This window comes from Anabaena sp. FACHB-1391 (assembly GCF_014696755.1).
Taxonomy (GTDB): domain Bacteria; phylum Cyanobacteriota; class Cyanobacteriia; order Cyanobacteriales; family Nostocaceae; genus Dolichospermum; species Dolichospermum planctonicum.
In genome coordinates this window covers 34,377-58,419 of the sequence record NZ_JACJQS010000021.1, presented here as the reverse complement: position 1 = coordinate 58,419, position 24,043 = coordinate 34,377, and the positions used below count along the sequence as shown (strand labels likewise).

Here is a 24,043-nt window from a genome sequence, read left to right as displayed (position 1 = left end):
CTAAGTGGGTTTTGTTTGTGTAGATGCGATTTCTCACCGCCCTAATTGCTAATGATGATGGTGATGATGAGTAATAGCTGAATGTGAATTAACAGCCATTCCTTCTGTTGCCATTAACTCGGCAATATGTACATTTGCCCATTCAGCAGCCATAGCTAAAAATTGGGGATGATCATTCACACAAGCCATTTGTAAATAATCTACATCTGGATGTTGTTTTTCCAAATCATGAATAATGTGGTGAACATCTAACAAAGTTTCATGATTTTCCGTTGCAAAACCAATAGGCATAAATAGAATTACCTTTGCACCCAATTGAATCAAATTTTGAGCAGCTTGGGTAGCATTTGGTTGTGTCCATTCAATTAATGGAGTATCATGATTCAACCAGCCTACAGAAATTAACGGATAATTGTTAATTAACTTGTTTCTAACTAACTCGTACATGGCTTGACTTTCATCAATTCCCGACGTAAAGCCTTTGGCTTTGTGGGGACAACCATGATTCATCAGGATAATACCAATTTGCGAAGGTAAATAACCTGTAGCCAAATCAGTATGAATTTTTTCTTCTACCAAATGCGCCATTAAATCAATATATTTTGGCTCATTATAGAAGGAAGGAATATATCTTTGAGCTTTGATCCAATGTTCATCACCATCAGCTAATTCTACCAGGGCATTATTCACTTGTTCAATGGCAATACCGCTGGTAAAAATGGAATCAACCACCAATAATGGATAAATCAGCAGTTTGCTAAAACCTTGATTTTTAATTTCGGCTAAAACTTGATTTGGTAAAAAAGGAGCGCAAAAGTTAAAGGCTTTGAAAACTTGAACACCATTACCCCATTTATGTTGTAATTCGTGTTCAATACCTGCTCTTTGTCTTTCAAAGATGGCATTGTGTGGCGAGATAAAATCGTGGTGTGTGTGTCCCCATTCATGACGATCAAATAATGCCAAAAGCTTGGCTAAAGGGGGATAAATCCAAGTAGGAACAGGAGCGAATTTAGCAGTCAGTAAATTTAAAGCTTGTTCGTTATAATTAGCAAAATCTTCGTAGCTCTCAACTTCGCCATAGCCCATGAGTAACACGGCTACACGGTCTTTAGTGGGTAGATGCTCGTGGCTATGGGTAGCGTGCAGTTTTTCCGGGGTTGCAACCACAATGAGTTCCTCAAGATAACCAAAACAAGGAGAGAACCCTAGAAAGTCCCTAGATTATTTCTCTCACTTCGTAGCATGATATCCTATCCAGGGGGATAGGATAAATATCAACACAAAAATACACATCTGAACAATCAAACTGCTGATTTTGGTACAAACCAAGGCTAGATTTGTCCTCAATTCATATTCTACACCCTGGTACTTCAAACTCCTAAAATTAGTTGTATGATATTTTGATGTGTTCAAGGCCAGTTATATTAGTAATACGCCCCGACTATGCTGTAAGTTAGACTAGCAAGCACTAATGAGGTAATAATTACATAAATAAATTCTCCCTCTAACAGAAACGTTAATAAAGAGATAATTACACGCAAGATAGGGACAGCAATTAGTATTAACAGTCCTAGTTGAATGATTCCCTGAGAACTACCCGTAAAAGCGGCATTGACTACACCTGTTGGTGAGTGAAATTGAGATTCTGTACCTATAAATACTTGATATTCAGCAATATCCGAGCCATGATTAATTAAGTATAAAATACCCCCAAATAATACTACATAACTAGCAATTAAAACTCCGTACATGAGTAATTTGCTGAGTAAGTATTCTAACTTTTGTTCAGTTGTTGATTTTGTCAGTTTTTGATTGCTAACAATTTGATCATGATAATTTTGTACTGTGTGAGTGAGGTATTGTTCTTTTAAATGTTGAAGATCAGAATCTTCTTCCTCCGGTTTAAAAGCGAGGTTTCCAAATTCTGTTTCCATTTGTGCTGAGGAAGTCCACCGAAAACCAGAATTTAATTTATACATAATCACACACTCCCTATGAGACTGTTGTAGACCATTTTTAATGCCATTAATACCAACACAAAGCTGAAAATAATTCTCAAAATCTGGGTTTTAGCACCCATTAAGATTCTCGCACCCAAAAAAGCACCTGGTAATACTCCTAACATGACTGGCATGGATAAACCCGGATCTATATATCCATGGGTTAAATAAACACCAGAAGAAGCTGCAGCTGTGACACCAATCATAAAATTGCTTGTGGTGGTGGAAACTTTAAAAGGTAGACCCATGGCTTGGTCCATAGCCAATACTTTGAATGCTCCCGAACCAATTCCCAATAAACCGGAAAGCATTCCTGCTACTAACATAATACTGAACCCAGCAGGTAAAGCATAGACCTGATAGGGTATTACACGGTCATGACTGGGGTAAGTACCATTAAGTTGCAGATATTCTGCTAAAGGATCTGGTGCAATAATTTCTGTTTGTTCTGGTCTGGGTCGTTGAGACAGATATGCTGAATAAATTAGCACAATTGCTAAAATTAAGCATAGTATTTTTACTGGTACGTGGACTGTCAGTAAAGCACCAATAAGTGCGCCAATAGTGGTGGCTACTTCCAGGAACATTCCTAAGCGTAAATTGGCGTAGCCTTTTTTAATGTATGTAGAAGCTGAACCTAAGGATGTGGCAATTACTGACACTAATGATGCACCAACCGCATAGCGAATATCAACACCAAAGACGGAAGTTAATAATGGAACTATGACAACTCCACCACCTAAACCCGTTAATGCACCTACTAGGCCGGCGCTAAATGAACCCAGCCAAACTAGTAAAGAAAATGCTAGTATGCTCAATTTTAGGCCCTCTTTTTTCAATCTATTTTCTCAAGACTGGTATACCCATAAGACAGCTATAAATTTCGTCTTTTTATTAGGCTACAAAATTGAGAATATCATATTTTTTCAATTGACTATTTATTTAGTTTTATGAAGAATACAATCCCACATAACTGTAGTTTCTATGATCATCTCTACTATGCAATATCATCATAAAAATATGGATTAATTTATAGAGACTGACACTAGACTTTTGATAAGTTTAATGTTAAACTACGGTAAATCAATCTGGTTTTAGTATTTTATGCAAATTTGAAAAATCACACCATGGATGTTCACCAAATAGAAAAAGTGATCCTTGAATATTTTCACGTCACAACTAAAACACACTATTAAATAGGAATATGGACTACTTATTATTACCCATTTTTAGCTTTTTTATTGGCATGATTGTTGGTATAACAGGAATAGGTGGAGCGTCTTTGATCACTCCTATGTTGATTTTTTTCTTTCACGTACCGCCTTCTATTGCTATCAGTTCTGATGTTGTAGCTGCTACATTAATGAAAGTAGTAGGGAGTTGGAAACACTGGCAACAAAAAACCATTGATGTAGATTTAGTTAAATGGCTGGCAATGGGTAGCGTTTCTGGTTCATTGCTGGGTGTAGCAGTTTTATACCAACTGAGAAAGACTGGAGAACATCACATAGATAGCCTGTTGCTACGGTTATTAGGAGTAATGATTGTTATAGTCACATTGACAGCATTAATACAAATGTTTTTAGTGACTTTTTTTCCCAAAATCAATTTACCCGAACTGCCACAATTAAATGTAAACACCAATAAAGGACGTTTGATTACCGTAATTATTGGTGGAATTTTAGGTTTCTGTGTGGGTATGACCAGCGTTTCATCAGGTTCTATTTTTGCGCTGGTTTTGATGACATTTTTCCGGTTAGAAGCCCGTAAATTAGTGGGTACAGATATTACTCAAGCAGCAATTTTATTAATATTTACATCTTTGGGACATCTGACATTGGGAACTGTTGATTTAAATTTAGTAATCCCAATTTGGATAGGTTCTGTTCCCGGAGTGATTATCGGTGCGAAACTTTGTGAGATTATCCCTCTGAGTCCACTAAGATTTACTATTTATGGAATTTTAATGATGGTAAGTTGGAAATTAGTTGCACAAACATAATTACTCCTCGTCTCTCTACATTTTAATTTGTCTTTAAAGTACAAGTTGTAGGGTGCTTTGCTACTGCATAAATCCTGCAAATAAACAGATTCTTGATATCTGACGCACCTTACCAATGATAAAACTCTTGTGGTGCGGGCATCTTGCCCGCATAAAGTATACCTCACTCAATCTGAACTTGCTGTAACAGTAAGTTGGCATGAAAAAACCAACCTCTGTAAACAGATGTAAAATCGCTGAAAACCTCTTTACTCAAGCAACCGTGCTATAAAGACAATTTTTCACGCCAACTCACTTATTTGTTTGTTAGCTTTGCTAAAAAAATGATGGCAATCAAAATGCAGAAGATGACGGAGTAATTGTTAATATTAGTAATGATGAAAGTTTCAAAATTTAGTTAACCATTGATTTTTATCACCTCTTGCTAAATGTAATACATGGGACTATTTTGGCTGCGAGTCTCTGTTTCCTGGTACAAATCCTGGAGTGTATAGCCACGTAAAACCTCTATTGAGGCAGTATTAGCTTTTGCCCAGATTTCTAAAATCAAAGCTTTCTCTAGGGTGTATCTCTCAGTGCTTTCTTTTTCCTTTCGTTCCCCCTCCACCAAAGTGACAATTTCCAGTACAGTAATTTGCCACGGGTCATTCATTAACACAAAACCCCCTTTAGAGCCGCGTTGACTCTGTACGATACCCGCACGTCGCAATTGAGCGAGAATTTGTTCCAGATAGCGTTCTGGTATGGGTTGTTTGGCTGCTATCTCGTTTATGGTCAGAGGAACTTTTTTATCATGATGCTTGGCTAGTTCTAACAGTGCTAGGAGTGCGTATTCTACTTTTGCAGAAAGCTCCAGAAGAGCATAGTTTTGGCTATTCCAATCTGTATTCAGATGACTACTCAGATTACTACTGTACATTGATAGATTTATAGGGGTTTAACCGCAATTCATTGTTATTTAAGTGTCAGATGTGATGGTATCACACCTATAATAAGTAAAATATCACAACTCTATCGGAATTATGGTGATTATGGACAAAATTCTGAAAATTGGTTACAGCTATTCGATATTGCGGTTATTAACCAGTTAAATTCCTGATTTCTACACTCTGTAGGCGAATTACAGCCTCTAAATACCACTCTGAGTCGGAAACTGGGGACAAGATTAAGGTACTGAAAATAACCCTAATGAACAAATAATCCGCGCTTCCTGCTGTACATCTTCAGGATGAATAATACACAAAGAATTATTATCACGTAAAGAGACAATCATTGTCGCTAATTGTTCATCTGTAATTCCACTTTTCAACTGACGATTAATTTTAATCACTGTGGTTTCTTTTAAAGGATAAAGATAGATTTCCTCAACAGCTTTTTTCAAATTTTGCCAATCTTCTCCTGATGGAAATAACGGTGTTTCCGTTCTTTTAATATAAGCATCTAATTTATAATAGGTGCGATATCTTGCACTTTTAGGACTTCCCAATTGTCCTCCCGTTGAGTTTTGCTGTTCTAAGATTAAATCAGCCCCTTGAGAGACAATTTCATGGTGTTGGGGATGTCTTTTTAAGGGGGGTGTATCCCGGTTACATCTAGCAACTCTTAATATTCTCATTTGCGATTGAGTAACGCTTTTACCTTCCTTATTTATGCACGCTAAAGCATCTGTACCTTCAGCAGTTCGCAAATACATTAATACCCCAGGAAATAACAACCCACTTTCGCTATGAAATTTCGCTATGAAATAGGGAATTTATTCCCTGGTTTAATTCTTAGTCTTATTTTTTACAGTAGTTCCCGATATTCTGAAGTACAGTCATAAACATATTAAAATCTTGTGGTGCGGGCATCTTGCCCGCATAAATTGTACCTCACTCCAGTTAAATGTACTGTACCTTGTATCTGAGATTTTATGTGAGTTTAATTTCTGATTTCAAAACAGTTTGATCATCAGTATGTGAAATCTGAAAACTGAGTTTTTTACATACTTGCTGCATCACTGAATTATCAGCTAAGATGTCAGCATAGATACAGCAGATTTTCTCATTTTTACCAACTTCTAGTAATTTCCTGAGTAATTCCGTACCCAAACCTTGATATTGAAACTTATCACTCACCAGTATAGCAAATTCCGCGCTTTTATTTTCATGTGATTTACTTAATCTTCCTACTGCTAATATTTCCCTGTTTTTTGTTTCAGGATTTTGGTATTCTGCAACTAAGGCCATTTCTCGATCATAGTCAATAAAACACATCCTGGTTAGTCTTTCATGGGTAATGCGTTGACTCAATTTAATTAAGTGGAAATAGCGGAAATAGACACTTTCTGCTGATAGAGTTTTGTGAAATTCTACCATTAACGGTTCGTCTTCAGGACGAATAGGACGAATAATAACTGGTATACCATTTTTCAATTGCCAATTACTAATATATTGACTAGGATAGGGACGAATTGCTAATTTTGGTAATTGATTTTCTGTCAGATCAGGAGAATGTAAAACTATTCTCGCATCTAATGCAATTAATCCTCTAGGATTTTCTGGAGTTGGAGGAAAAGCTAATAATGGATTAATATCAATTTCTTTAATATCAGGTTGTTCTATAACTAATTGACTAAATTCTACCATTAATTGTTCAAGGGCAGAAATATTAATACTTTTGCGTCCTCTGACTCCTGACAATGCTTGATAAATTTTTGTTTGTTCCATCATCCGTCGTGCTAGGGTGGTATTAAGAGGAGGAAGTGCCAGGGAACTGTCCTGAAATATTTCTACTAATTGTCCTCCAGTACCAAATAATAATACTGGTCCAAATTGGGGATCTAAACTACTACCAATAATCAATTCATAACCGTCGGTTTTTACCATTGGTTGTACAGTAACACCAAGAAAATCTTCTGCTTTTCCTTTCTCTTTTACTGATGTTTCAATATGCTCATAAGCAAGTTTTACAGCTTCCCCATTTTGTAAATTTAACTGCACACCTCCCACATCAGTTTTATGGGTAATTGTTTGAGAATATAGCTTTAAAACCACCGGATAACCAATATTTTCTGCACATTTGATGGCTTGGTCTGCACTTTTAGCAATGCAACCAACAACTACAGGAATACCATAAGCGGCTAAAATTTCTTTAGATTCAAATTCCGTGAGAATTGTTCTTTTTGCTGTTCTTGCAGCTTGCATAATATTTGTAATATTAGCACAATTGCGAGTATTAACATCACAAATTAATGTTGGTAAAACCGGAGTTTCATAAATACCGCGCAGGTTATAACTCGACTTCCACATATAACTAAATACCCGCGCGGCTGCGTCAGGGTAAGCATAAGTGGGAATACCTTGACTATTCAGAATTTGTTCTCCCGCAGCCACATCATTACCACCCATCCAACTAGCTAAAATCGGCTTATTAGACAGTTGCGCGTAGGCTTTTAATTGTACTGCAATTTGGGTAGGATCTGTCATAGATTGGGGTGTTAAAATTACTAATAAACCGTCACTATTGGGATCTTTAGTGACAATTTCTAAAGCTTTTTGATAACGTTGAGGGTCTGCATCTCCTAAAATATCAATAGGATTATTATGACTCCATTGTGGTGGTAAAATTTCATTTAAAGAGGTCATTGTTTCGGGGGAAATAGTTGCTAATTCTCCACCGTTTTCGATTAAAGTATCTGTTGCTAATACTCCTGGACCACCAGCATTAGTTAAAATCGTCAACCGTGAACCCTGGGGACGGGGTTGTTTTGCTAATACTTCCGACATATCAAATAAATCGGAAATACTATTGACTCGTAATACCCCACAACGACGAAAAGCTGCATCTAAAACAGCATCACTTCCTGTTAATGCACCCGTGTGAGAAGCTGCGGCTTTAGCTGCGGCTGCGGTACGACCGGCTTTAATCACAATTATCGGTTTTGTTAAAGCCACTTCTCGCGCTGCTGACAGAAAAGAACGCGCATTTCCAATAGATTCCATATAAATTACAATACTTTTTGTCTGAGGATCATCACCCAGATAATAAATTAAATCACCCCAACCAATATCTAACATTGAACCGATAGAAATAAAGGCACTAAAACCCACATTTTCTTTTAAACTCCAGTCCAGAATTGATGTACATAAAGCCCCGCTTTGGCTAATGAAACCGACATTTCCCGGACGCGCCATTTTACTGGCAAAAGTAGCATTTAACCCAGTGTTTGGATTCATTACTCCTAAACAATTAGGACCAATAATTCTAATTTTTCCCCCTTGTGCTTGTTGCAGTATTTCCTGTTCTAATACTAGACCTTTTTCCCCTGCTTCCTTAAAGCCAGCAGAAATAATAATTGCACCTTTAATTCCCGCCTCAACACAATCAGATATAATTTTGGGTACGGTTGGTGCAGGGGTAACAATAACAGCTAAATCAATTTTTTCAGGAACATCAAATATAGTAGAATAGGCTTTAATTCCTAATACACTATGACGGTAAAGATTAATAGGGAAAACAGTCCCTCCAAAGGGATTAGTAATTAAGTTCCAAAGTAAGGTTCTTCCCACACTTCCAGGTTTTTCGGTAGCGCCAATTACGGCTACAGTTTGCGGTTGGAATATAGCATCTAAGGGGTTAATTCTGCTCACTTGCAAGATATCATGAGCTTTATCGCTAGTTTTTTTAGTAAATGTTTCCATTTATAACTCCGAGTGATTTGTAGTTAATTTTTATATTATATCGTTTCCCAGTCTCAAGTAAGATTTTATCCTCTACCAATAATATTAATTATTTTATTTAAAGCTATATTAATTCCTATTTCTGCTATGGGGGAAAGACAATCTCCTAATTCAAAATTAACCCCTGGTACTGTGACTAACCAAGCAGTTGGACAATAACCATAGAGGTATTTAGTCAGAGATAAAAGCGATCGCGGATCACCAATATGTCCTAACATCATATTAGATTCAGTGGGCAATATAGACTCCACTTCCACATTTTCCGATTCTGAACTCATCATAGCATCTACAAAAATTGCTAAATTGACATTTGCTAAATTTGCTGCTAATTCTGGGGTAAGTTGGTGAACTGCAAGAGATTCAACATCAGATAAATGCCAAGAATTGATAATATTGGCGACTTTTTGACCAATGGCATCATCACTGCGTAATTCATTGCCATAACCAATTATAATTGTAGTTACGCTCATTTCTCTTATTTCTTTTATAAATTTATGTAAATAGGGTATTTATTTTTCAGATCATCAGTTATATAATACCCTCAGGTATGGTTATAAAACCTGTAAAAATTTTAAATAAATTGCGAGGCTGTTTTATGCCTGAAGTAAATTTTCAAAAGTCAATTAATAGCACTGCTGCTAAGATTGTAGAAGAATATACAGCGGGAAAAAGAGACTTTGAGAGAACAGAATTAAGCGACGCTAATTTCCAGGGTTTGGACTTAAAAGGCTCTAATTTCAGCTATGCTGATTTGAGCAAAGCTAACCTCAGCGACGCTAATTTGCGGGGATGTGATTTGAGTTTTAGCGATTTGAGTCAAGCTAATTTACAAAATACAGATTTGCGAGGAGCGATGTTGATTTCTGCCAACTTGCGTACAGCTAATTTACAGGGGACGCATTTAGAAAAAGCAGATTATAACCATAACACCCATTTTCCTCCAGATTTTGACCCTATTACAGCAGGTTTAACCATGAGTCAAACATCAGTATAAATATTGATGCGGCTATATTAGCCGCTGATTATTTATACTTGCATTAATATAACATTAATATAAATTGTCAAAAATAGGCCAGTATACTAATTCAAAACTAAAATAGCATATTTTCTCAATTTTTGCAAATTTTAATTTTATAACTCAATTTTTGACTGGAAATACTTTAGTTAAATCTAAAATTAATTCCGGGAAAGATGGCAATTTGACAGACTCATTAGGGAGGATAATTGATTTGTGACGATAGCCGAATTTACCTTGTAAATCTTGATATGGTTGACAATAGCATTCTAAATGATAGGCGATTAAGTTAAAGATCCAATAATCTGAAATACCGGCTTCTGCATATAAAGGTAACTTTACTTCTTGGTCATATTTTAAAGATGAATCAGCTACTTCAATAACTAGGAAAATATCAGATGGTGTAGGATGATTTAAAAAATAATCATCAGGTGTATTTTTAACAATTACTAAATCTGGTTCTGGTTCGCTATCATTAATAATAATAGGTTCTTGTCCGCGGATAGTAGCCTTTTCTTCCAGTAACTTGAATAACTCTCTATATAAACGAGTATTACAAACAGAATGTGCTTTACCTTTTGCAGCCATTTTGATAATTTCACCTTTAATTAGTTCAACTCTGTCATCTTCTGTGAAGAAGTCAAGGTCTGCTAGACGGTGATATTCAGTTATAGTAAAGCGTTTAGCAGTAGCAAGAGTCATAAAATTTGGGTAATATGAGTTTAGCTTAAATTATATCATATAAATACAAGTTTCAAGAAGTCGGTGATCTAAATAGTTAACTTAATTACGGCAAATTTGATTAACTACAGTACCATTTTTATTTACTACTTCTATTAATAAAGGCATTTGTCCCATAGCGTGAGTAGAACAACTCAAACAAGGATCAAAAGCCCTAATTCCGGCTTCGACACGGTTTAACATTCCTTCTTTTATGTTATCACCTTGGATAAAATGGCGGGCAATTTGGGCAACTGTGCGATTCATTGCTAAGTTATTTTGACCAGTAGCAATAATCAAATTTACTTTTAACATTAAACCGTTTTCATCAACTTGATAATGATGGAATAATGTCCCCCTTGGTGCTTCACTTACACCCACAGATTCCAAGCAATTAATCCCAGCTTCTGCCCGGAGACGAGTTGATAAAATATCAGGATCATCTAAGATAATTTCTATGTGTTCGATGGCTGCTAAAATTTCAATTAACCGGGCATAATGATAGAAAAATGATGATTTAACAGTGCCATTTTCATAACTACGAAATTCTTTTAATTCCGCGTCGGCTAAAGATGTACCAATATGACTACAAATATTCAATCTGGCCAGGGGTCCAACACGGTACATTCCACTATCTAAACGACAATGATCACTGCTATCGGGATAACCCAAAGGAAGATAATAAGGTGATTTTAAATAAGAGTCTGCTTGCACCGCTTCAGCAATAAATTCATGATAGTTATTGGGGTCAAGTTTATCAGCAACAATATTTCCGGCACTATCAACAAATCGGATATATCCATCATAAGTTTCCCATAAACCGTCAGCACTGACTAAACCCATAAATAAACTCGGAAAATTACCAAAAGTTTTAACTTCTTTTTGATAAATTTTCAACAACTGTTTAAACAACTCAATAGCATTAATGACCGTAGATTTTGCTTCAGGAATCCGTTGTTGAATATGGGCGCGATTTTCTTGGGTTAAAGGGTGACTTACCCCACCAGGAACAGCCCAAGAAGGATGGATTTTTTTCCCTCCTAATAATTCAATGATTTCCTGTCCAAATTGCCGTAAACGAATACCACCTCTAGCTAATTCTGGTTCAGCAGCAATTAAACCAAAAATATTCCGTTTTTCTGGTGCGCTATCCATGCCTAATAATAAGTCGGGAGCGCTGAGGTGAAAGAAGCTGAGGGCATGGGATTGGACAATTTGACCTAAATTTATCAAACGACGTAATTGAGAGGCTGTTTTAGGGATTTTTACCGCTAAGATGCCATCTCCTGTTTTAGCTGAAGCTAACAAGTGACTTACCGGACAAATACCGCAAATTCTCGCAGTAATTCCTGGCATTTCTGGGAAAGGACGACCAACACAAAACTTTTCAAAACCGCGAAATTCAGTGACATGAAATCGAGCATCATTTACCTGACCTTCATCATCTAGATAGATACTAATTTTGGCATGGCCTTCAATGCGAGTTACGGGGTCAATAATGATTTTTTTCATATTTTTTCATAATCATAATTTAGTTATTGGTGATCACAGGGAATAGGGAATTGGGTCCGCGCAGACAGACTTTGTTTAGCCGCAATTTAGAATCGCCAGGACTCTAATTCTGGATATTCATCACAATAATCTTCAAAGGCAGTTTTTAGGGGTTTTTCGGCCCGTTGGTGAGCAATTTCGGCTTGTATTTCTTCTACCACATCCCAAGCGGCTGCACATTCTGTGGAATTAACACCTTTTTCTGCACAAACAATGCGAGCTTTTTTAATTTCATCTTGTAATTCTTGTTCTAACAAAAATGAGCGCGGTTGTTCTAAACAACTACTCCGGGCTAAAATGTCAGTTAGGGAAATAATTCCTAATAGTTTACCACTAATTACAGGCGCACGTCGCAGATGATGGTTAGCAAATAATCTGGCTACATATTCTAAACCTAATTCTGGATTGACAACAATACAAGGTTTAGTCATAATTTCATAAACGCGGACTTTATTCGGGTCTTTGCTATAGGAAATCACCTTATAAACAATGTCACTTTCTGTGATAATGCCATAGGCATCTTGTTCATGACGACGATCTACAATTAATGCTCTCCAATCTCTAGAACGCATTAAATCAACTGCTTCTTTTGCTGTTGCTGAACTGCGAATCATTGCTACATCTTTAGTCATAACATCGGCTGCTGTTAACATAATTTACCTCCAAAATAATTCAAAAAAAATAATTCAAAATTAAAAATCCAAATCCAAAATTAAATTAACCAAATTTAATCATTTCTCGGCCGATAATTTCCGGCTTTTCTCCTTTTAATAAAGGTGTAATTGCGGCGCGAATACGATCTGCTGAAGGTGGACAACCGGGTAAATAAATATCAACTGTTACTACTTTATGTACGGGGACAACTTTATTTAATAAGGGGGGAACAATTCCGGGAGAATTAGGGATTTGTTGATGAATATTAGCCGCTTGAATATAAGCTAATTGTAATGCGGGTTCTGCACCACCGGCAAGATTGCGTAAAGCGGTAACATTGCCAGTAACAGCACAATCACCAAAGGAAACTATGGTTTTAGTCCGTTGTCTAATTTTGTAAATTAATTCTAAATGTTCTTCATTAGCTATAGCTCCTTCAACTAATACTAAATCTACATTTTCTGGATACTCTTTAATATCAGCAATGGGACTATAAACTATATCTACTTGTGCGGCTAAGTCTATTAACCATTCATCTAAATCTAGGAAGGACATATGACAACCGGAACACCCACCTAACCACACTGTTGCTAATTTTATTTTACTCATTTTTTTACCTTTTTAACTTTCATTGGCAATTAATGATTGTAATGATTGCCATTCTTTGACAACATGAATAGGAACTAGAATATTAATGAATTTATTACCGGGTACAGGTATGCCCAAAGTTAGAGATTCTGGAGGTAATTGGGGTAAAATTTCTGTGAAATCATATTGACCAATTGTGGGGGCTGGGGCTGTATCTAAAAACACATCATTAGCATTCCAAACTTTACCTGTATTCGTAGTAATTCTTAACGGTTGGGGGTGAATTAATTCCGCAGAATTTGGAAAGCCAACTAAGCGAAGATTGATATTAGATGGTTGCTCTGAATAGACTTGTTTAAATAATACAACTTGCCAAACTTTTCCTGATTGATCATCTAATTTCACTTGGGAACGATAAATAACTTCTCCTGGTGGTTTTCCTAATTGAGTAATGGCTGCATTTGCTGTCTGGTATCTGAGATTTCCTAAATTCATAAATATAAATGTTGTCAATATCCCTACTAATATAATTCGCGTCAATGTTTTTTGAGATTTAATATGCTGTAACATGAGATTTTATTGCTAATGACTGATAACCAATGAGTAATTCCTAAAAATTCCATTGTTTTTTAGTTCGTGCAGTAACTAGAAATTCGATTTTACCCCGATCATGTTTCATTTCACTAACACTTGAACCTTTATCAAATAAAGCTCCTGTGGGACAGGCATTAACACATTTACCACAAGAAGTACAAGTTTGAGAAGTTCCCCAGGGTTGGTTTAAATCAGTAATAACATGAGATTTTGATCCTCTTCCCGCCATATCCCAAGTATGAGCGCCTTCAATTTCATCACATACTCGCACACAGCGAGTACAAAGCACACAACGATTATGATCAATGCCAAAAAGATCATGGGAGGTATCAACAGTTCGCTGAGGAAATTGATATTCTAACCGCAGATGATCCATACCCATTTCTATAGCTAGATCTTGTAATTCACAATTGCCATTAGCAACACAAACTGAGCAGGTATGATTACCTTCCGCAAATAACATTTCTACAATTATACGCCGATATTTCTGCAAGCGATCGCTATTTGTAGTTACCTCCATTCCCTCTATTACTTTCGTCATACAAGCAGGTTGTAATTTATTACTTCCTACAATTTCCACTAAACATAAACGACAAGCACCCACATCTCCCACACCTGCTAAATGACATAATGTAGGAATATGAATACCTGCTTCCTGTGCTGCTGTCAATAAGGTTTCATCTTCACGAGCGCTAACTAATTCGCCATCTATTGTTAAAGTTTTTACAGCCATAATGATTTATTTATCAGTAATGGGTAATGGGTAATGGGTAATAATTAATTAATGACCAATAACTAATTGCAAATACTCATGACGAAAATAACGCAAAGTGCTAAAAACTGGATTTGGTGCAGACTGTCCTAAACCACATAAACTAGTATTTTTTACCATATCGCTAAGTTCTTCGAGTAAATCTAAATCAGCCAGTGAACCTTCTCCCTTGGTAATCTTCGTTAATAAACCGTATAATTGCACAGTACCAACGCGACAAGGAATACACTTACCACAGGATTCATCCATGCAAAATTCCATAAAAAAGCGAGCGACATCTACCATATTGGTGGTTTGATCCATAACAATCATCCCCCCAGAACCCATGATTGAACCCAAGGCCGTTAAGGATTCATAATCTACAGGTGTAGCAAAAGCAGAAGCCGGAATACATCCCCCTGAAGGACCACCAGTTTGTACAGCTTTAGCAATACCATGATCAGGAACACCTCCTCCCATGTCTTCAACAATTTCCTGTAAAGATGTCCCCATTGGTACTTCTATTAAACCCGTGTTACGGATTTTGCCGGCTAAGGCAAATACCTTAGTACCCTTGCTTTTATTAATACCAATACTAGCAAACCACTCTGCACCTTTGCGGATAATGGGCGCGATATTGGCAAAGGTTTCCACATTATTAATTAAAGTGGGATAGCCCCATAAACCGGACTCAGCAGGGTAAGGAGGACGGGGATGAGGGACACCACGTTTACCCTCAATAGAAGCCATTAAAGCCGTTTCCTCACCGCAGACATAAGCCCCAGCCCCAATGCGGATTTCCACTTTAAAATCGAAGGGAGAATCAAAGATCTGTGAACCTAAAAATCCCAAGTGTTGGGCTTGACGAATGGCAATTTCTAGCCGTTTAATAGCCAGAGGATATTCGGCTCTAACATAAATATAGCCTTGATTTGCCCCAATGGCGTAGGCAGCGATCGCCATTCCTTCCAAAACTCGATGGGGATCACTTTCCAATACACTCCTATCCATAAATGCACCGGGATCACCCTCATCAGCATTACAAATAACAAACTTTTTCTCAGTATGGGATTTGGCCACGGTCCCCCATTTTAAACCAGTGGGATAACCAGCGCCCCCTCGCCCCCGTAAACCGCTTTTGGTGATAGTTTCTACCACCTCCGTGGGCTTCATTTCCCGCAGCACTTGGTAAAGGGCTTGATAACCCTTAGCCCCAATGTAAGCTTGAATCCGTTCGGGGTCAATTTTACCACTATTTTCTAGGACTATGGGCAATTGGCGACTAAAAAACGGCTGGTTTAAATCACCTGTTTGTAAATTTGTCACTTCTCCATTCAACCCGCGAATAATTTCTAGAGCATTTACCGGGGTGACTTTTTCATACAACTTTGATTCTACAGGATTTGCCCAATTTTCCACCTGTACCAAGGGTCCTTGACAACAAAGACGCATACAACCCACACCCGTAACTTGCACAGTATCCTGTAAATTCTCGGCTTTGATAACTGCTTCTAAATTGTCTTTAACAGCTTGGGAATCAGAAGACAGACAAGCCGCAGCAGTACAACAGCGAATTTCTAGAGATTTTCGCTCAGAAAGTTCTTTTTCGGCAATTTCTAATAATTCATTTAGTTCCATTGTGCCACCATGCTCCCACTTTTTCGCACACTGACTCTGGGGTTTGATTACCTAAAACCACACCATCCAGGACTACCGCTGGTGCAACTCCACAAGCCCCTAAACACCTAGCTGTCATTAAGGAAATTTGACCATCTATGGTAGTTTCTCCCGGGTGAATTTGCGTCAGTTGTTCCACTTGTGTTAAAATCTTTTGAGAGTTTTTAACATAACAAGCTGTACCCGTGCAAACCACACAGTTATGAACTCCTTTTGGTGCCAGGGAAAACAAATGATAGAAAGTAGCTACTCCATAAACCTGACTGGGTGGTAATTTCAGGCTATGGGAAATATAAAGCAATAGATCCGTTTCCAAATAACCAAATAGTTCAGAAGCACGATGCAGAATTTCAATGAGTGCATCTTGTTGATATTGATGACGCTTAATAGTAGCATCTAATATCTTTAAACGCTTATCCCCGACAGGAGATGAAACAGCAGTTCTCATATCTAATTAACAGCTTGATCAGACAAAATTCATCCTTTCATTCACCAACGCCAAAATTATACCAAAACAATCCGATAGCGAGCTTTATTTGCTACCACCCTATCCATGGCTGCATTAATTTGGGAAATGGGTATAGTTTCAATCATTGGTTTTATTTGGTGAATGGCGGCAAATTCCAGCATTTCTTTCATAAAACGCCTTCCACCTACCACACTTCCAGCGATCGCTTTTTGACCAAATACTAAGGGTAAAAGCGGAATATTTAGGGTAGAAACCGGCAGCCCCACCAAACATAAAACACCGTTATTTGCTAGTAAACCAAAGGCTTTGTTCCAGTCAATTTCCGAGGAAACCGTACATAAAAGTAAGTCTAAAGTCCCACTCGCTGCTTTAATTTCAGTATTTTTCCAATTATAGAAATAATGCGCCCCAAATTCTTTGGCTTCAGCTTCTTTATCAGATGATGTAGAAAAAGCTGTCACTTCTGCCCCCATAGCCTCCGCAAATTTAATGGCTAGATGTCCTAACCCACCAATTCCCAGCACTCCCACCTTAGCCCCCGGATATTTGATGTAGGTGCGTAATGGTGTATAAACCGTAATTCCAGCACATAATAAAGGAGCAGCACTGGCGGAATCTAGATTATCTGGGATTTTATAGGCAAAATCGGCGCAAGCTCGTAATTTATTGGCAAAACCGCCATGATTTCCGACAATTAATCCTTTATAACCCTGACGACAAATGTTTTCTTCTCCCCGCAAACAAGCGTCACAGACTCGACAAGAATTACTAATCCAACCAAAACCCAGGCGATCGCCAATTTTTATACCACTTACCTCCGCACCAATTTGAGTAACATTTCCTACTACTTCATGACCTGCTACCAGGGGAAATTTACTCACATTCCAGTCATTATCTCTCATGTGAATATCAGTATGACACAGACCATTATGGGTAACTGCGATTTCCACATCATTGTTACCTAAAGGCGCTGGTTCGTATTCCCAGGGTTGTAGCTTTTCCCCTGGTTTTAAAGATGCGTAGGCTTGGAACTTTAATTCTACCATTTTCATCATCCTTTTGAAAAGCAAATAAGAGTAATTACTGATTACTTACTACTTCTTCCTCTTCTATTTTAGCACTTACAGGCAAATGTACAATCTGCACTGAACAGGGGGCATGATGTAAAACATAGTTACTTTGACTACCGAGAAAAAACTCCGCCAGTCCAGAACGTCCCCGTCTTCCCATAATAATTAGATCAGCATTCCAAGTTTTAGCCAATTCACAAATCATTCTTCCCGGATTACCACTATTTTGAGTAAATTCCGTATTAACACCTGCTGTATTGGCTTGGTTACTAAATGACTGTAACATCTGCAAACCTTCATTTTTAAATTTTTCCCAGTGTTCTTGGTATAATTTAAAAGTTTCCTCATTCCACCCAGGATAATAGTCAATATTTGGGAAAATCAGGGATTCAGGACTACCATCTTCTTCATGTGATAACACGTGCAAAAGCATCAAATCAGCGGATGTTAACTTTGCTAAACATAGTGCTTGATTAAATACTTCTATACCTATTTCCGAACGATCTAACGCTGCCAAAATTCGTTTAAACATATTCACCTCAATATTAAATTGCTCATCAATGATAATGACTATAATCAGCTTTTTAGGTTAATTTTTAGTAAAAATCACCTTAATTTTTACCATTAATTTTATCCCCAAAGAATTTAAAAAACTTCTGAGGATAGATTTTTAGGTGTTGTAAATTGTTACTGAATTATTAAAGACGTTATGAAATTATGAACTGTAAAGACTTTCTATATAAACTTCTTAAAGAAATCATTTTAGTAAAGTCTCTACAGGATTTTTTTCAGGTCTAATATTCACTCTATACAGAAAATAGCAAAATTCCATCCTATTTTAGATAGATTCACAAAAATTAAAATTTATTTCTCAGTAGCAATAATGTGTAAATCTATATGTTTGTCCCCGATTAACTCCAATAATCGTTCCGTAAAAGAGCGTTTAAAAAATCTTTTCCATCGTGGCTGCCGACTTTCACCAATAACTATCTGGGTGATATGATTAATTGTAGCAACTTCAGCGATCGCTTTAGGAACATTGTAGCTCTTAACATGAAAAAATTCACCAGCAAATTCTCGGCACATTTTCTCACAGGTATCAATATGTAAACTTTCTTCTTTACTGAGGAAACGGTCAGGATCTGCAATAAATAAGGTATAAAATCTGGCGTTCATATAATTTGCCAATCGCGCTCCACGCCGTAATAATTGAATCGAATTTGGATAAGTAGATACACATACTAAAACTCGTTCATGGACATTGCGAACTTGTGGGGAAGAAATAGAGGTATTTGCTTCTTCTTCAACAGTATCAGCAACTTCTCTTAATGCTAATTCCCGTAAAGCAATGAGGTTACGACGCTGAAAAAAGTTTTCTAAAGATTGCTGAATTTTATCAGCAGCATAAATTTTACCTTCCCGCAGCCGCTCTTCTAGAGTTTCTGGAGTAACATCAATCACAACAACAGCATCAGCTTCATCTAAGAGAATATCGGGAATACGTTCTCGCACTACAACCCCCGTAATTCTAGCTACCAAATCATTCAAACTTTCCAAATGTTGAATATTGACAGTAGAATAAACATCTATACCCGCAGCTAAAATCAATTCTACATCTTGATAGCGTTTTTCTCTAGGTGAACCTGGTATATTTGTATGCGCTAATTCATCAACTAAAACCAATTGGGGAGAACGGGTTAAAATTGCTTCTGTGTCCATTTCCAGAAGGTTGATATTTTTGTGAATATTCGCTTTTTTAGGAATTACCTCCAGACCTTCTGCTTTTATAGCCGTTTCTTTGCGTCCGTGAGTTTCTAAAACGCCAATAACAACATCAATACCCTCTTGTTTAAGTTGATGTCCTTCCTCTAGCATTCTGTATGTTTTCCCCACACCAGGGGCCATACCAATAAATATTTTATGTTTTCCCCGTCGAGAAGGTGGAATATTGTAACTGTTAGGAGGTAAACTAAGAGGTGGATACATAAATTAAATTCAATAGTGATAATCAATAGTGATAATTTTCCCTTTTTGTACATTTTTACATATCCATAAAAATAATAATTTTCGTAAAGATTCTCAAGTGTGTATATTAAAATATGAGAGACTATAAAAAATTTTGATTTAAGATTTGGGTTATCAACCCCGTCTTCCCTAAGACGGCTTTTAGTATCATCATATTTTGTGGGAGATTAATCAACCACACCGGGATAAGTCCCCAAAAATTCAAGTGTAGTATCGAGGTTGGCTTTCAGAATATGGAAACATTAGAATTCATCATTTATCCAGACGGTCGAGTCCAAGAAAAAGTCACCGGTATTATCGGTGTCTCTTGTGCTGAAGTCACAGCAGCTATAGAAGCCCAGCTAGGAAGAGTGTTGAGTCATGAGCCAACTTCTGAGTTTTTTGCCACCAACAACACAGAAAATACTGTGACGAATACGCAAACTGTCCACAGCCAATGGTAAATTATCCAACCAATTAATTTTTTTTTGATTACAAACCACTATGTCACACTTTAGCCAAATCAAGACACAAATCCGCAATCTCGAATCCTTGCAAGATGCCCTTTCCGCCTTGGGAATAGACTGGAAACCAGGACCTAGTGAAGTGCGCGGTTATCGTGGTCAAACTCAGTCCGCAGAAGTAACAATTGAGCAGGAAAATGGTTATGATATCGGTTTTAGATGGAATGGTCAAGAATACGAATTAGTTGCAGATTTACAATATTGGCAGCAAAATCTATCTGTAGATGGGTTTTTGCGTCAAGTTACCCAAGGTTATGCTTATCAAACGGTAGTTAAAGAAACTACTAAAGTAGGCTTCCAAGTAGCTGAACAACAACAAAATGAAGATGGTTCTATCCGTCTAGTAGTACAACGCTGGAGTACGTAATGCTTGAGTTCCTGCCGTCACGAGAAGAACAAGAAGATCACCGTTCTGGCTTAGAACCAGAACTGGGGAGTTTTTGGCAAGATATTCCTGAACGTTCTGGGTTAGAACCGGAATTAGGCGGTGTGGTTCGGCAGAAAGGCGTTTATGTAGATGAAATTACTTGTATTGGCTGTAAACATTGCGCTCATGTTGCCCGTAATACTTTCTTCATTGAAGAAGATTATGGGCGATCGCGTGTAATTCGTCAAGATGCGGACACAGAAGAGATAATTCAAGAAGCAATAGATACCTGCCCTGTTGATTGTATCCACTGGGTTGACTATACTGAACTGAAAAATCTAGAAGCCGACAGAAAATATCAAGTAATTCCTATCGCTGGTTATCCAGTACAACATGGTGTAGCCACGACAGAAAAACGCCGGAGGAAACAAAAGTTACAAAAATCCAGTCCTTAAATTACCCACAATTTCCGTAATTACGCCAAACAGCACAAAAGTAGGTGTAATTCATCAATTACTCCTACTCAAAAATAGGTTTTATCGCTAGTATACGTCGGTTATTAGTCAAATCTTCCCTAAGTAAGTTCTATTTTTCAAATATAATAAACATAAGAAAAAATATATTAAATAATAAATAAAACTTATGAATTGAAAAAATCTTTTTTTTCGGTTGAAGCCCATTGACTTTTTTCTCTGGAAGTGATATTTTTATAATGGGACTGTATCCCTAAATTAAAATTTTGCTCACACTCGATTATTATTAATATCAATATACTACCACAATTAACCCCGTCTTAACACCTCTCAATTTGTAAGCGACTTTTAAAAAAATTATTAAATTCTAAAAATAAATAATTTAAACTTATCAAGTATTGGAAAATATGCAGAAGAGAGATTTAACAAAGTAATGATACATTCTCGTTGCAGTTATAATGGTTATTATGGTTATAATCTCAGTTAGTTGCAGGGATAAGAAATTAAACACGAATAAACTCGGAAACTGCTGTATTTTGGCTGAGAATGACAACAAAGCGGTTGTATAAGTCTGAAAATAAAAGAGTATTCTCTAAAGTTGCACACTTCTACAAGCAAGAGAACTGTTTCCCTAGAAACAGTAAATTATTAGTTAGGTTAGTTAGAATTTATGGAAATCGTGGAAATTATCAAAATCTCCCTCACTACATCTTAACCAGTGCTTAATTACCTTATGGATTGATATTTACCATTGAATTTGGCTAGTTTTTGTATCCTATTAGACTGTTATAATTTCTTAGTTCTTACTTAACTAAAGGTTATCAATTGAGTAATTGTATTATTAGAAGTTATCTTGGGTATGCAATGGCGTGCCACTATCATGCAGATGAATTGGATTAGTTTACTAAAAGCGCAACAAACTGACTTCTTAAACCGTGTGAAAAAACCAAAAACGGCGGATCTTTCTCTTTTAGAAAGTCGAGTTAAAGGTTATCACAGTGAAGTAATGGCATTTGCGGGGGATTCATTAACAAAGATTCTCGAATGTTCCCGTCAGCAAGCCGAAATTCTCGCCAAAAATCCGCCACCGATACCACCTGAATACCCTGAATACCCTGATTGGATAATTCCCTTTCCTACCTATTTTCAACGTCAAGCTGAGGATTATCTGGTTCGTGAACAAATTGTAGATCGGATGATGACAGCACGGTTAGGAAAATTGGTGAAAAAAGTGCCACAAGACACTTTAGAAAATATGGTTTTAGATGATGAGGGAAATTTACATAATCAAAGTAAATTTACTTATTTATTGGCTCATAACCCAAAGGTGAGTATTCAAATTCATGTAGCAGATGGAGAAAGTTTTAACAGTATCAAAAAAGATAAAATCCGTTGGTCTGTTAGTCAAGAAGATATTAATAACCACCAGGTATTAATTTTTTTGTGCTTGTTTTATCCAGGAAATACACAATTAGGATACAAAAAACAAACTGTGATTACTGGGTTTTTACCGACAAATCAACTAGAATTTCCAGAATCAAAGACTTATTTAAATCCTAGTAGTTTGTTGTATGCAGGGGGATTAAATTGGTATTTACAATCTCTTGGTGAAAAACAAGATGATGTACCAATAACTGACGAGAAAACCGTAGTGGAGACAATTCAAACCTTACCATCAGATCATCCAAAAAAGAAAATTATTGGTGATTGGGAATACTGGCAAACATTGAAAGGACATACTAGAGGTATTAACTGTTTAGCTTATGCTATCAAAACTTTGGTAGTTAAAGAAGTCAGGTGTAAAAACGTCAAAACCATCCCGATTTTAGCTAGTGGTAGCAGGGGAGAAACAAAATTATGGGATTTAGCCAAAGGTGAATTAATTGAGACATTATCAGAATATCCTTGGGTGGTTTCTGACTTAGTAGATGAAGTTAATGCTTTGGCTTTTAGTACCGACGGACAAACATTAGCGACTGTAGGTGCAGATTCCACCGTGAAAATTTGGCATACTGGGGCGTTAGACCTCATTGATATCCTGCATAAACATCGTGGAGATGTGCGTTGCGTGGCGTTTACACCCGATGGTAAAATGTTAGCAACAAGTGGCCATGATCGCAAGATCTTATTTTGGAATTTGCGCGATCGCCAAGTCGAAAATACGCTATATTTAGATGATACAGCAGCCCATTCCATGGTGTTAAGTCAAGATGGCAGAATTTTAATTACGGGTAGCTATCGCAAAATCAAAGTGTGGGAAACATCCTCAGCACAAAATCAGAAAAATTCCCAAGATACACAACCAATATACACCCTGATGGGTCATTCTCACATTGTTAGTTCCTTAGCTATTAGTGCTGATGCTAAATTTTTAGTCAGTGGTAGTCAAGATCAAACTATTCGAGTTTGGAATTTAGCTACTGGAGAATTAGTTCACACTCTCAAAGGACATCGAGATAGTGTTAATGCAGTTGCTTTAAGTCCAGACGCACAAATTATTGCTAGTGGTAGTGCTGATAAAACCATCAAATTGTGGCATTTACAATCTGGAGAATTATTAGGGACATTTACAGGTCATACTCACACAGTGACAGCTTTATCATTTACTGATTCCGGTGAAATGTTAGTCAGTGGAAGTTTGGATAAAACAATTAAAATTTGGCAGCGGAGTTAAGTTAAAACTATGATTGTGTCTACAAGTTTGTACCATTTTAACAATTGGTACAAATTTTGTACCAATAACTACTGTATTTGCTGCCTTTTTCGTAATTTTAATTGAGTACAGTTACCGAACTGGTAAGTTACTCTCACCCGATTTTTTATCAATACATATATTTGAACATTATCGTTGATAATATAA

Annotated in this window: 24 protein-coding genes; 6 read left to right on the top strand and 18 right to left on the bottom strand. The window is 36.9% G+C overall.

Annotated features, from left to right (window positions below):
* Positions 1 to 48: 48 nt before the first annotated feature.
* From H6F62_RS11920 to H6F62_RS11910, 3 genes are all read right to left on the bottom strand, one after another.
* Positions 49 to 1,170 carry a ferrochelatase gene (locus H6F62_RS11920; RefSeq protein ID WP_137906897.1) on the bottom strand — a complete coding sequence of 374 codons (1,122 nt, stop codon included), beginning with the start codon at positions 1,168 to 1,170 and terminating at the stop codon, positions 49 to 51.
* Positions 1,171 to 1,427: 257 nt separating this feature from the next.
* Positions 1,428 to 1,982, bottom strand: coding sequence for a DUF1634 domain-containing protein (locus H6F62_RS11915; RefSeq protein WP_190372136.1), 555 nt, complete (start codon positions 1,980 to 1,982; stop codon positions 1,428 to 1,430).
* A 2-nt stretch (positions 1,983 to 1,984) separates the two neighbouring features.
* The gene (locus H6F62_RS11910; protein ID WP_137906895.1) at positions 1,985 to 2,821 is read right to left on the bottom strand and encodes a sulfite exporter TauE/SafE family protein; all 837 of its coding nucleotides are present in this window, start codon (positions 2,819 to 2,821) and stop codon (positions 1,985 to 1,987) included.
* Positions 2,822 to 3,207: 386 nt separating this feature from the next.
* On the opposite strand from H6F62_RS11910, the gene H6F62_RS11905 reads away from it, so the two are divergent.
* Positions 3,208 to 4,005 carry a sulfite exporter TauE/SafE family protein gene (locus H6F62_RS11905; RefSeq protein WP_028091304.1) on the top strand — a complete coding sequence of 266 codons (798 nt, stop codon included), beginning with the start codon at positions 3,208 to 3,210 and terminating at the stop codon, positions 4,003 to 4,005.
* A gap of 424 nt (positions 4,006 to 4,429) precedes the next feature.
* Here the strand turns inward: H6F62_RS11905 and H6F62_RS11900 are convergent, their stop codons facing one another.
* The 4 genes from H6F62_RS11900 to H6F62_RS11885 form a co-directional block, all read right to left on the bottom strand.
* A complete protein-coding gene (locus H6F62_RS11900; protein WP_137906893.1) occupies positions 4,430 to 4,924 on the bottom strand; it encodes an Rrf2 family transcriptional regulator in 495 nt (164 codons plus the stop codon).
* Between the two features lie 246 nt (positions 4,925 to 5,170).
* Entirely contained in the window at positions 5,171 to 5,698 is a 528-nt protein-coding gene (locus H6F62_RS11895) for a hypothetical protein (RefSeq protein WP_137906892.1), read from the bottom strand.
* 217 nt (positions 5,699 to 5,915) lie between these two features.
* Positions 5,916 to 8,687 (bottom strand): bifunctional acetate--CoA ligase family protein/GNAT family N-acetyltransferase, encoded by a 2,772-nt coding sequence (locus tag H6F62_RS11890; RefSeq protein WP_190372135.1) that lies wholly within the window; start codon positions 8,685 to 8,687, stop codon positions 5,916 to 5,918.
* A 65-nt stretch (positions 8,688 to 8,752) separates the two neighbouring features.
* Positions 8,753 to 9,196, bottom strand: coding sequence for a hydrogenase maturation protease (locus tag H6F62_RS11885; protein WP_137906890.1), 444 nt, complete (start codon positions 9,194 to 9,196; stop codon positions 8,753 to 8,755).
* Between the two features lie 125 nt (positions 9,197 to 9,321).
* On the opposite strand from H6F62_RS11885, the gene H6F62_RS11880 reads away from it, so the two are divergent.
* Positions 9,322 to 9,720, top strand: coding sequence for a pentapeptide repeat-containing protein (locus H6F62_RS11880; RefSeq protein ID WP_137906889.1), 399 nt, complete (start codon positions 9,322 to 9,324; stop codon positions 9,718 to 9,720).
* Positions 9,721 to 9,864: 144 nt separating this feature from the next.
* Here the strand turns inward: H6F62_RS11880 and H6F62_RS11875 are convergent, their stop codons facing one another.
* The 11 genes from H6F62_RS11875 to H6F62_RS11825 form a co-directional block, all read right to left on the bottom strand.
* Positions 9,865 to 10,443, bottom strand: a complete 579-nt coding sequence (locus tag H6F62_RS11875; RefSeq protein ID WP_190372134.1) for a Uma2 family endonuclease — start codon at positions 10,441 to 10,443, stop codon at positions 9,865 to 9,867.
* 81 nt (positions 10,444 to 10,524) lie between these two features.
* On the bottom strand, positions 10,525 to 11,973 hold the full coding sequence (locus H6F62_RS11870) for a Ni/Fe hydrogenase subunit alpha (RefSeq protein WP_190372133.1): 1,449 nt from the start codon (positions 11,971 to 11,973) through the stop codon (positions 10,525 to 10,527).
* Positions 11,974 to 12,059: 86 nt separating this feature from the next.
* Positions 12,060 to 12,665, bottom strand: a complete 606-nt coding sequence (locus H6F62_RS11865; RefSeq protein ID WP_137906886.1) for a CBS domain-containing protein — start codon at positions 12,663 to 12,665, stop codon at positions 12,060 to 12,062.
* Positions 12,666 to 12,729: 64 nt separating this feature from the next.
* The gene (locus tag H6F62_RS11860; protein ID WP_137906885.1) at positions 12,730 to 13,275 is read right to left on the bottom strand and encodes an oxidoreductase; all 546 of its coding nucleotides are present in this window, start codon (positions 13,273 to 13,275) and stop codon (positions 12,730 to 12,732) included.
* A gap of 12 nt (positions 13,276 to 13,287) precedes the next feature.
* Positions 13,288 to 13,824: a DUF3122 domain-containing protein gene (locus tag H6F62_RS11855; RefSeq protein ID WP_137906884.1), complete on the bottom strand. Its 537-nt coding sequence runs from the start codon at positions 13,822 to 13,824 to the stop codon at positions 13,288 to 13,290.
* A 40-nt stretch (positions 13,825 to 13,864) separates the two neighbouring features.
* Positions 13,865 to 14,581, bottom strand: a complete 717-nt coding sequence (gene hoxU, locus H6F62_RS11850) for a bidirectional hydrogenase complex protein HoxU (protein WP_137906883.1) — start codon at positions 14,579 to 14,581, stop codon at positions 13,865 to 13,867.
* A 48-nt stretch (positions 14,582 to 14,629) separates the two neighbouring features.
* On the bottom strand, positions 14,630 to 16,237 hold the full coding sequence (locus tag H6F62_RS11845) for a NuoF family protein (RefSeq protein WP_137906882.1): 1,608 nt from the start codon (positions 16,235 to 16,237) through the stop codon (positions 14,630 to 14,632).
* Positions 16,224 to 16,724, bottom strand: a complete 501-nt coding sequence (gene hoxE, locus H6F62_RS11840; protein WP_137906881.1) for a bidirectional hydrogenase complex protein HoxE — start codon at positions 16,722 to 16,724, stop codon at positions 16,224 to 16,226. Before hoxE ends, H6F62_RS11845 begins: the two co-directional genes overlap by 14 nt.
* Positions 16,725 to 16,780: 56 nt before the next feature.
* A complete protein-coding gene (locus H6F62_RS11835) occupies positions 16,781 to 17,800 on the bottom strand; it encodes an NAD(P)-dependent alcohol dehydrogenase (RefSeq protein ID WP_199306425.1) in 1,020 nt (339 codons plus the stop codon).
* 25 nt (positions 17,801 to 17,825) lie between these two features.
* Positions 17,826 to 18,347: a universal stress protein gene (locus tag H6F62_RS11830; protein WP_190372132.1), complete on the bottom strand. Its 522-nt coding sequence runs from the start codon at positions 18,345 to 18,347 to the stop codon at positions 17,826 to 17,828.
* A 332-nt stretch (positions 18,348 to 18,679) separates the two neighbouring features.
* Positions 18,680 to 19,801, bottom strand: coding sequence for a sensor histidine kinase KdpD (locus tag H6F62_RS11825; RefSeq protein WP_190372131.1), 1,122 nt, complete (start codon positions 19,799 to 19,801; stop codon positions 18,680 to 18,682).
* A gap of 272 nt (positions 19,802 to 20,073) precedes the next feature.
* Between H6F62_RS11825 and H6F62_RS11820 the strand changes: the two genes are divergently transcribed.
* The 4 genes from H6F62_RS11820 (at position 20,074) to H6F62_RS11805 (ending at position 23,857) form a co-directional block, all read left to right on the top strand.
* A complete protein-coding gene (locus H6F62_RS11820; protein WP_028085004.1) occupies positions 20,074 to 20,283 on the top strand; it encodes a DUF2997 domain-containing protein in 210 nt (69 codons plus the stop codon).
* Between the two features lie 40 nt (positions 20,284 to 20,323).
* On the top strand, positions 20,324 to 20,710 hold the full coding sequence (locus H6F62_RS11815) for a DUF1257 domain-containing protein (RefSeq protein ID WP_137906878.1): 387 nt from the start codon (positions 20,324 to 20,326) through the stop codon (positions 20,708 to 20,710).
* A complete protein-coding gene (locus H6F62_RS11810; RefSeq protein ID WP_137906877.1) occupies positions 20,710 to 21,165 on the top strand; it encodes a ferredoxin in 456 nt (151 codons plus the stop codon). The genes H6F62_RS11815 and H6F62_RS11810 overlap by 1 nt, the downstream gene beginning before the upstream one ends.
* Positions 21,166 to 22,063: 898 nt before the next feature.
* Positions 22,064 to 23,857: a WD40 repeat domain-containing protein gene (locus tag H6F62_RS11805; RefSeq protein WP_190372142.1), complete on the top strand. Its 1,794-nt coding sequence runs from the start codon at positions 22,064 to 22,066 to the stop codon at positions 23,855 to 23,857.
* The last annotated feature ends 186 nt before the right edge of the window (positions 23,858 to 24,043 follow it).

Coding starts and splice junctions, on each gene's coding strand:
- H6F62_RS11825 (WP_190372131.1), bottom strand. CDS start 19,801: ATGTATCCACCTCTTAGTTTACCTCCTAACAGTTACAATATTCCACCT.
- H6F62_RS11870 (WP_190372133.1), bottom strand. CDS start 11,973: ATGAAAAAAATCATTATTGACCCCGTAACTCGCATTGAAGGCCATGCC.
- H6F62_RS11915 (WP_190372136.1), bottom strand. CDS start 1,982: ATGTATAAATTAAATTCTGGTTTTCGGTGGACTTCCTCAGCACAAATG.
- H6F62_RS11895 (WP_137906892.1), bottom strand. CDS start 5,698: ATGTATTTGCGAACTGCTGAAGGTACAGATGCTTTAGCGTGCATAAAT.
- H6F62_RS11805 (WP_190372142.1), top strand. CDS start 22,064: ATGCAGATGAATTGGATTAGTTTACTAAAAGCGCAACAAACTGACTTC.
- H6F62_RS11905 (WP_028091304.1), top strand. CDS start 3,208: ATGGACTACTTATTATTACCCATTTTTAGCTTTTTTATTGGCATGATT.
- H6F62_RS11815 (WP_137906878.1), top strand. CDS start 20,324: ATGTCACACTTTAGCCAAATCAAGACACAAATCCGCAATCTCGAATCC.
- H6F62_RS11845 (WP_137906882.1), bottom strand. CDS start 16,237: ATGGAACTAAATGAATTATTAGAAATTGCCGAAAAAGAACTTTCTGAG.
- H6F62_RS11810 (WP_137906877.1), top strand. CDS start 20,710: ATGCTTGAGTTCCTGCCGTCACGAGAAGAACAAGAAGATCACCGTTCT.
- H6F62_RS11835 (WP_199306425.1), bottom strand. CDS start 17,800: ATGATGAAAATGGTAGAATTAAAGTTCCAAGCCTACGCATCTTTAAAA.
- hoxE (WP_137906881.1), bottom strand. CDS start 16,724: ATGAGAACTGCTGTTTCATCTCCTGTCGGGGATAAGCGTTTAAAGATA.
- H6F62_RS11900 (WP_137906893.1), bottom strand. CDS start 4,924: ATGTACAGTAGTAATCTGAGTAGTCATCTGAATACAGATTGGAATAGC.
- H6F62_RS11855 (WP_137906884.1), bottom strand. CDS start 13,824: ATGTTACAGCATATTAAATCTCAAAAAACATTGACGCGAATTATATTA.
- H6F62_RS11820 (WP_028085004.1), top strand. CDS start 20,074: ATGGAAACATTAGAATTCATCATTTATCCAGACGGTCGAGTCCAAGAA.
- H6F62_RS11860 (WP_137906885.1), bottom strand. CDS start 13,275: ATGAGTAAAATAAAATTAGCAACAGTGTGGTTAGGTGGGTGTTCCGGT.
- H6F62_RS11880 (WP_137906889.1), top strand. CDS start 9,322: ATGCCTGAAGTAAATTTTCAAAAGTCAATTAATAGCACTGCTGCTAAG.
- H6F62_RS11865 (WP_137906886.1), bottom strand. CDS start 12,665: ATGTTAACAGCAGCCGATGTTATGACTAAAGATGTAGCAATGATTCGC.
- H6F62_RS11830 (WP_190372132.1), bottom strand. CDS start 18,347: ATGTTTAAACGAATTTTGGCAGCGTTAGATCGTTCGGAAATAGGTATA.
- hoxU (WP_137906883.1), bottom strand. CDS start 14,581: ATGGCTGTAAAAACTTTAACAATAGATGGCGAATTAGTTAGCGCTCGT.
- H6F62_RS11885 (WP_137906890.1), bottom strand. CDS start 9,196: ATGAGCGTAACTACAATTATAATTGGTTATGGCAATGAATTACGCAGT.
- H6F62_RS11890 (WP_190372135.1), bottom strand. CDS start 8,687: ATGGAAACATTTACTAAAAAAACTAGCGATAAAGCTCATGATATCTTG.
- H6F62_RS11875 (WP_190372134.1), bottom strand. CDS start 10,443: ATGACTCTTGCTACTGCTAAACGCTTTACTATAACTGAATATCACCGT.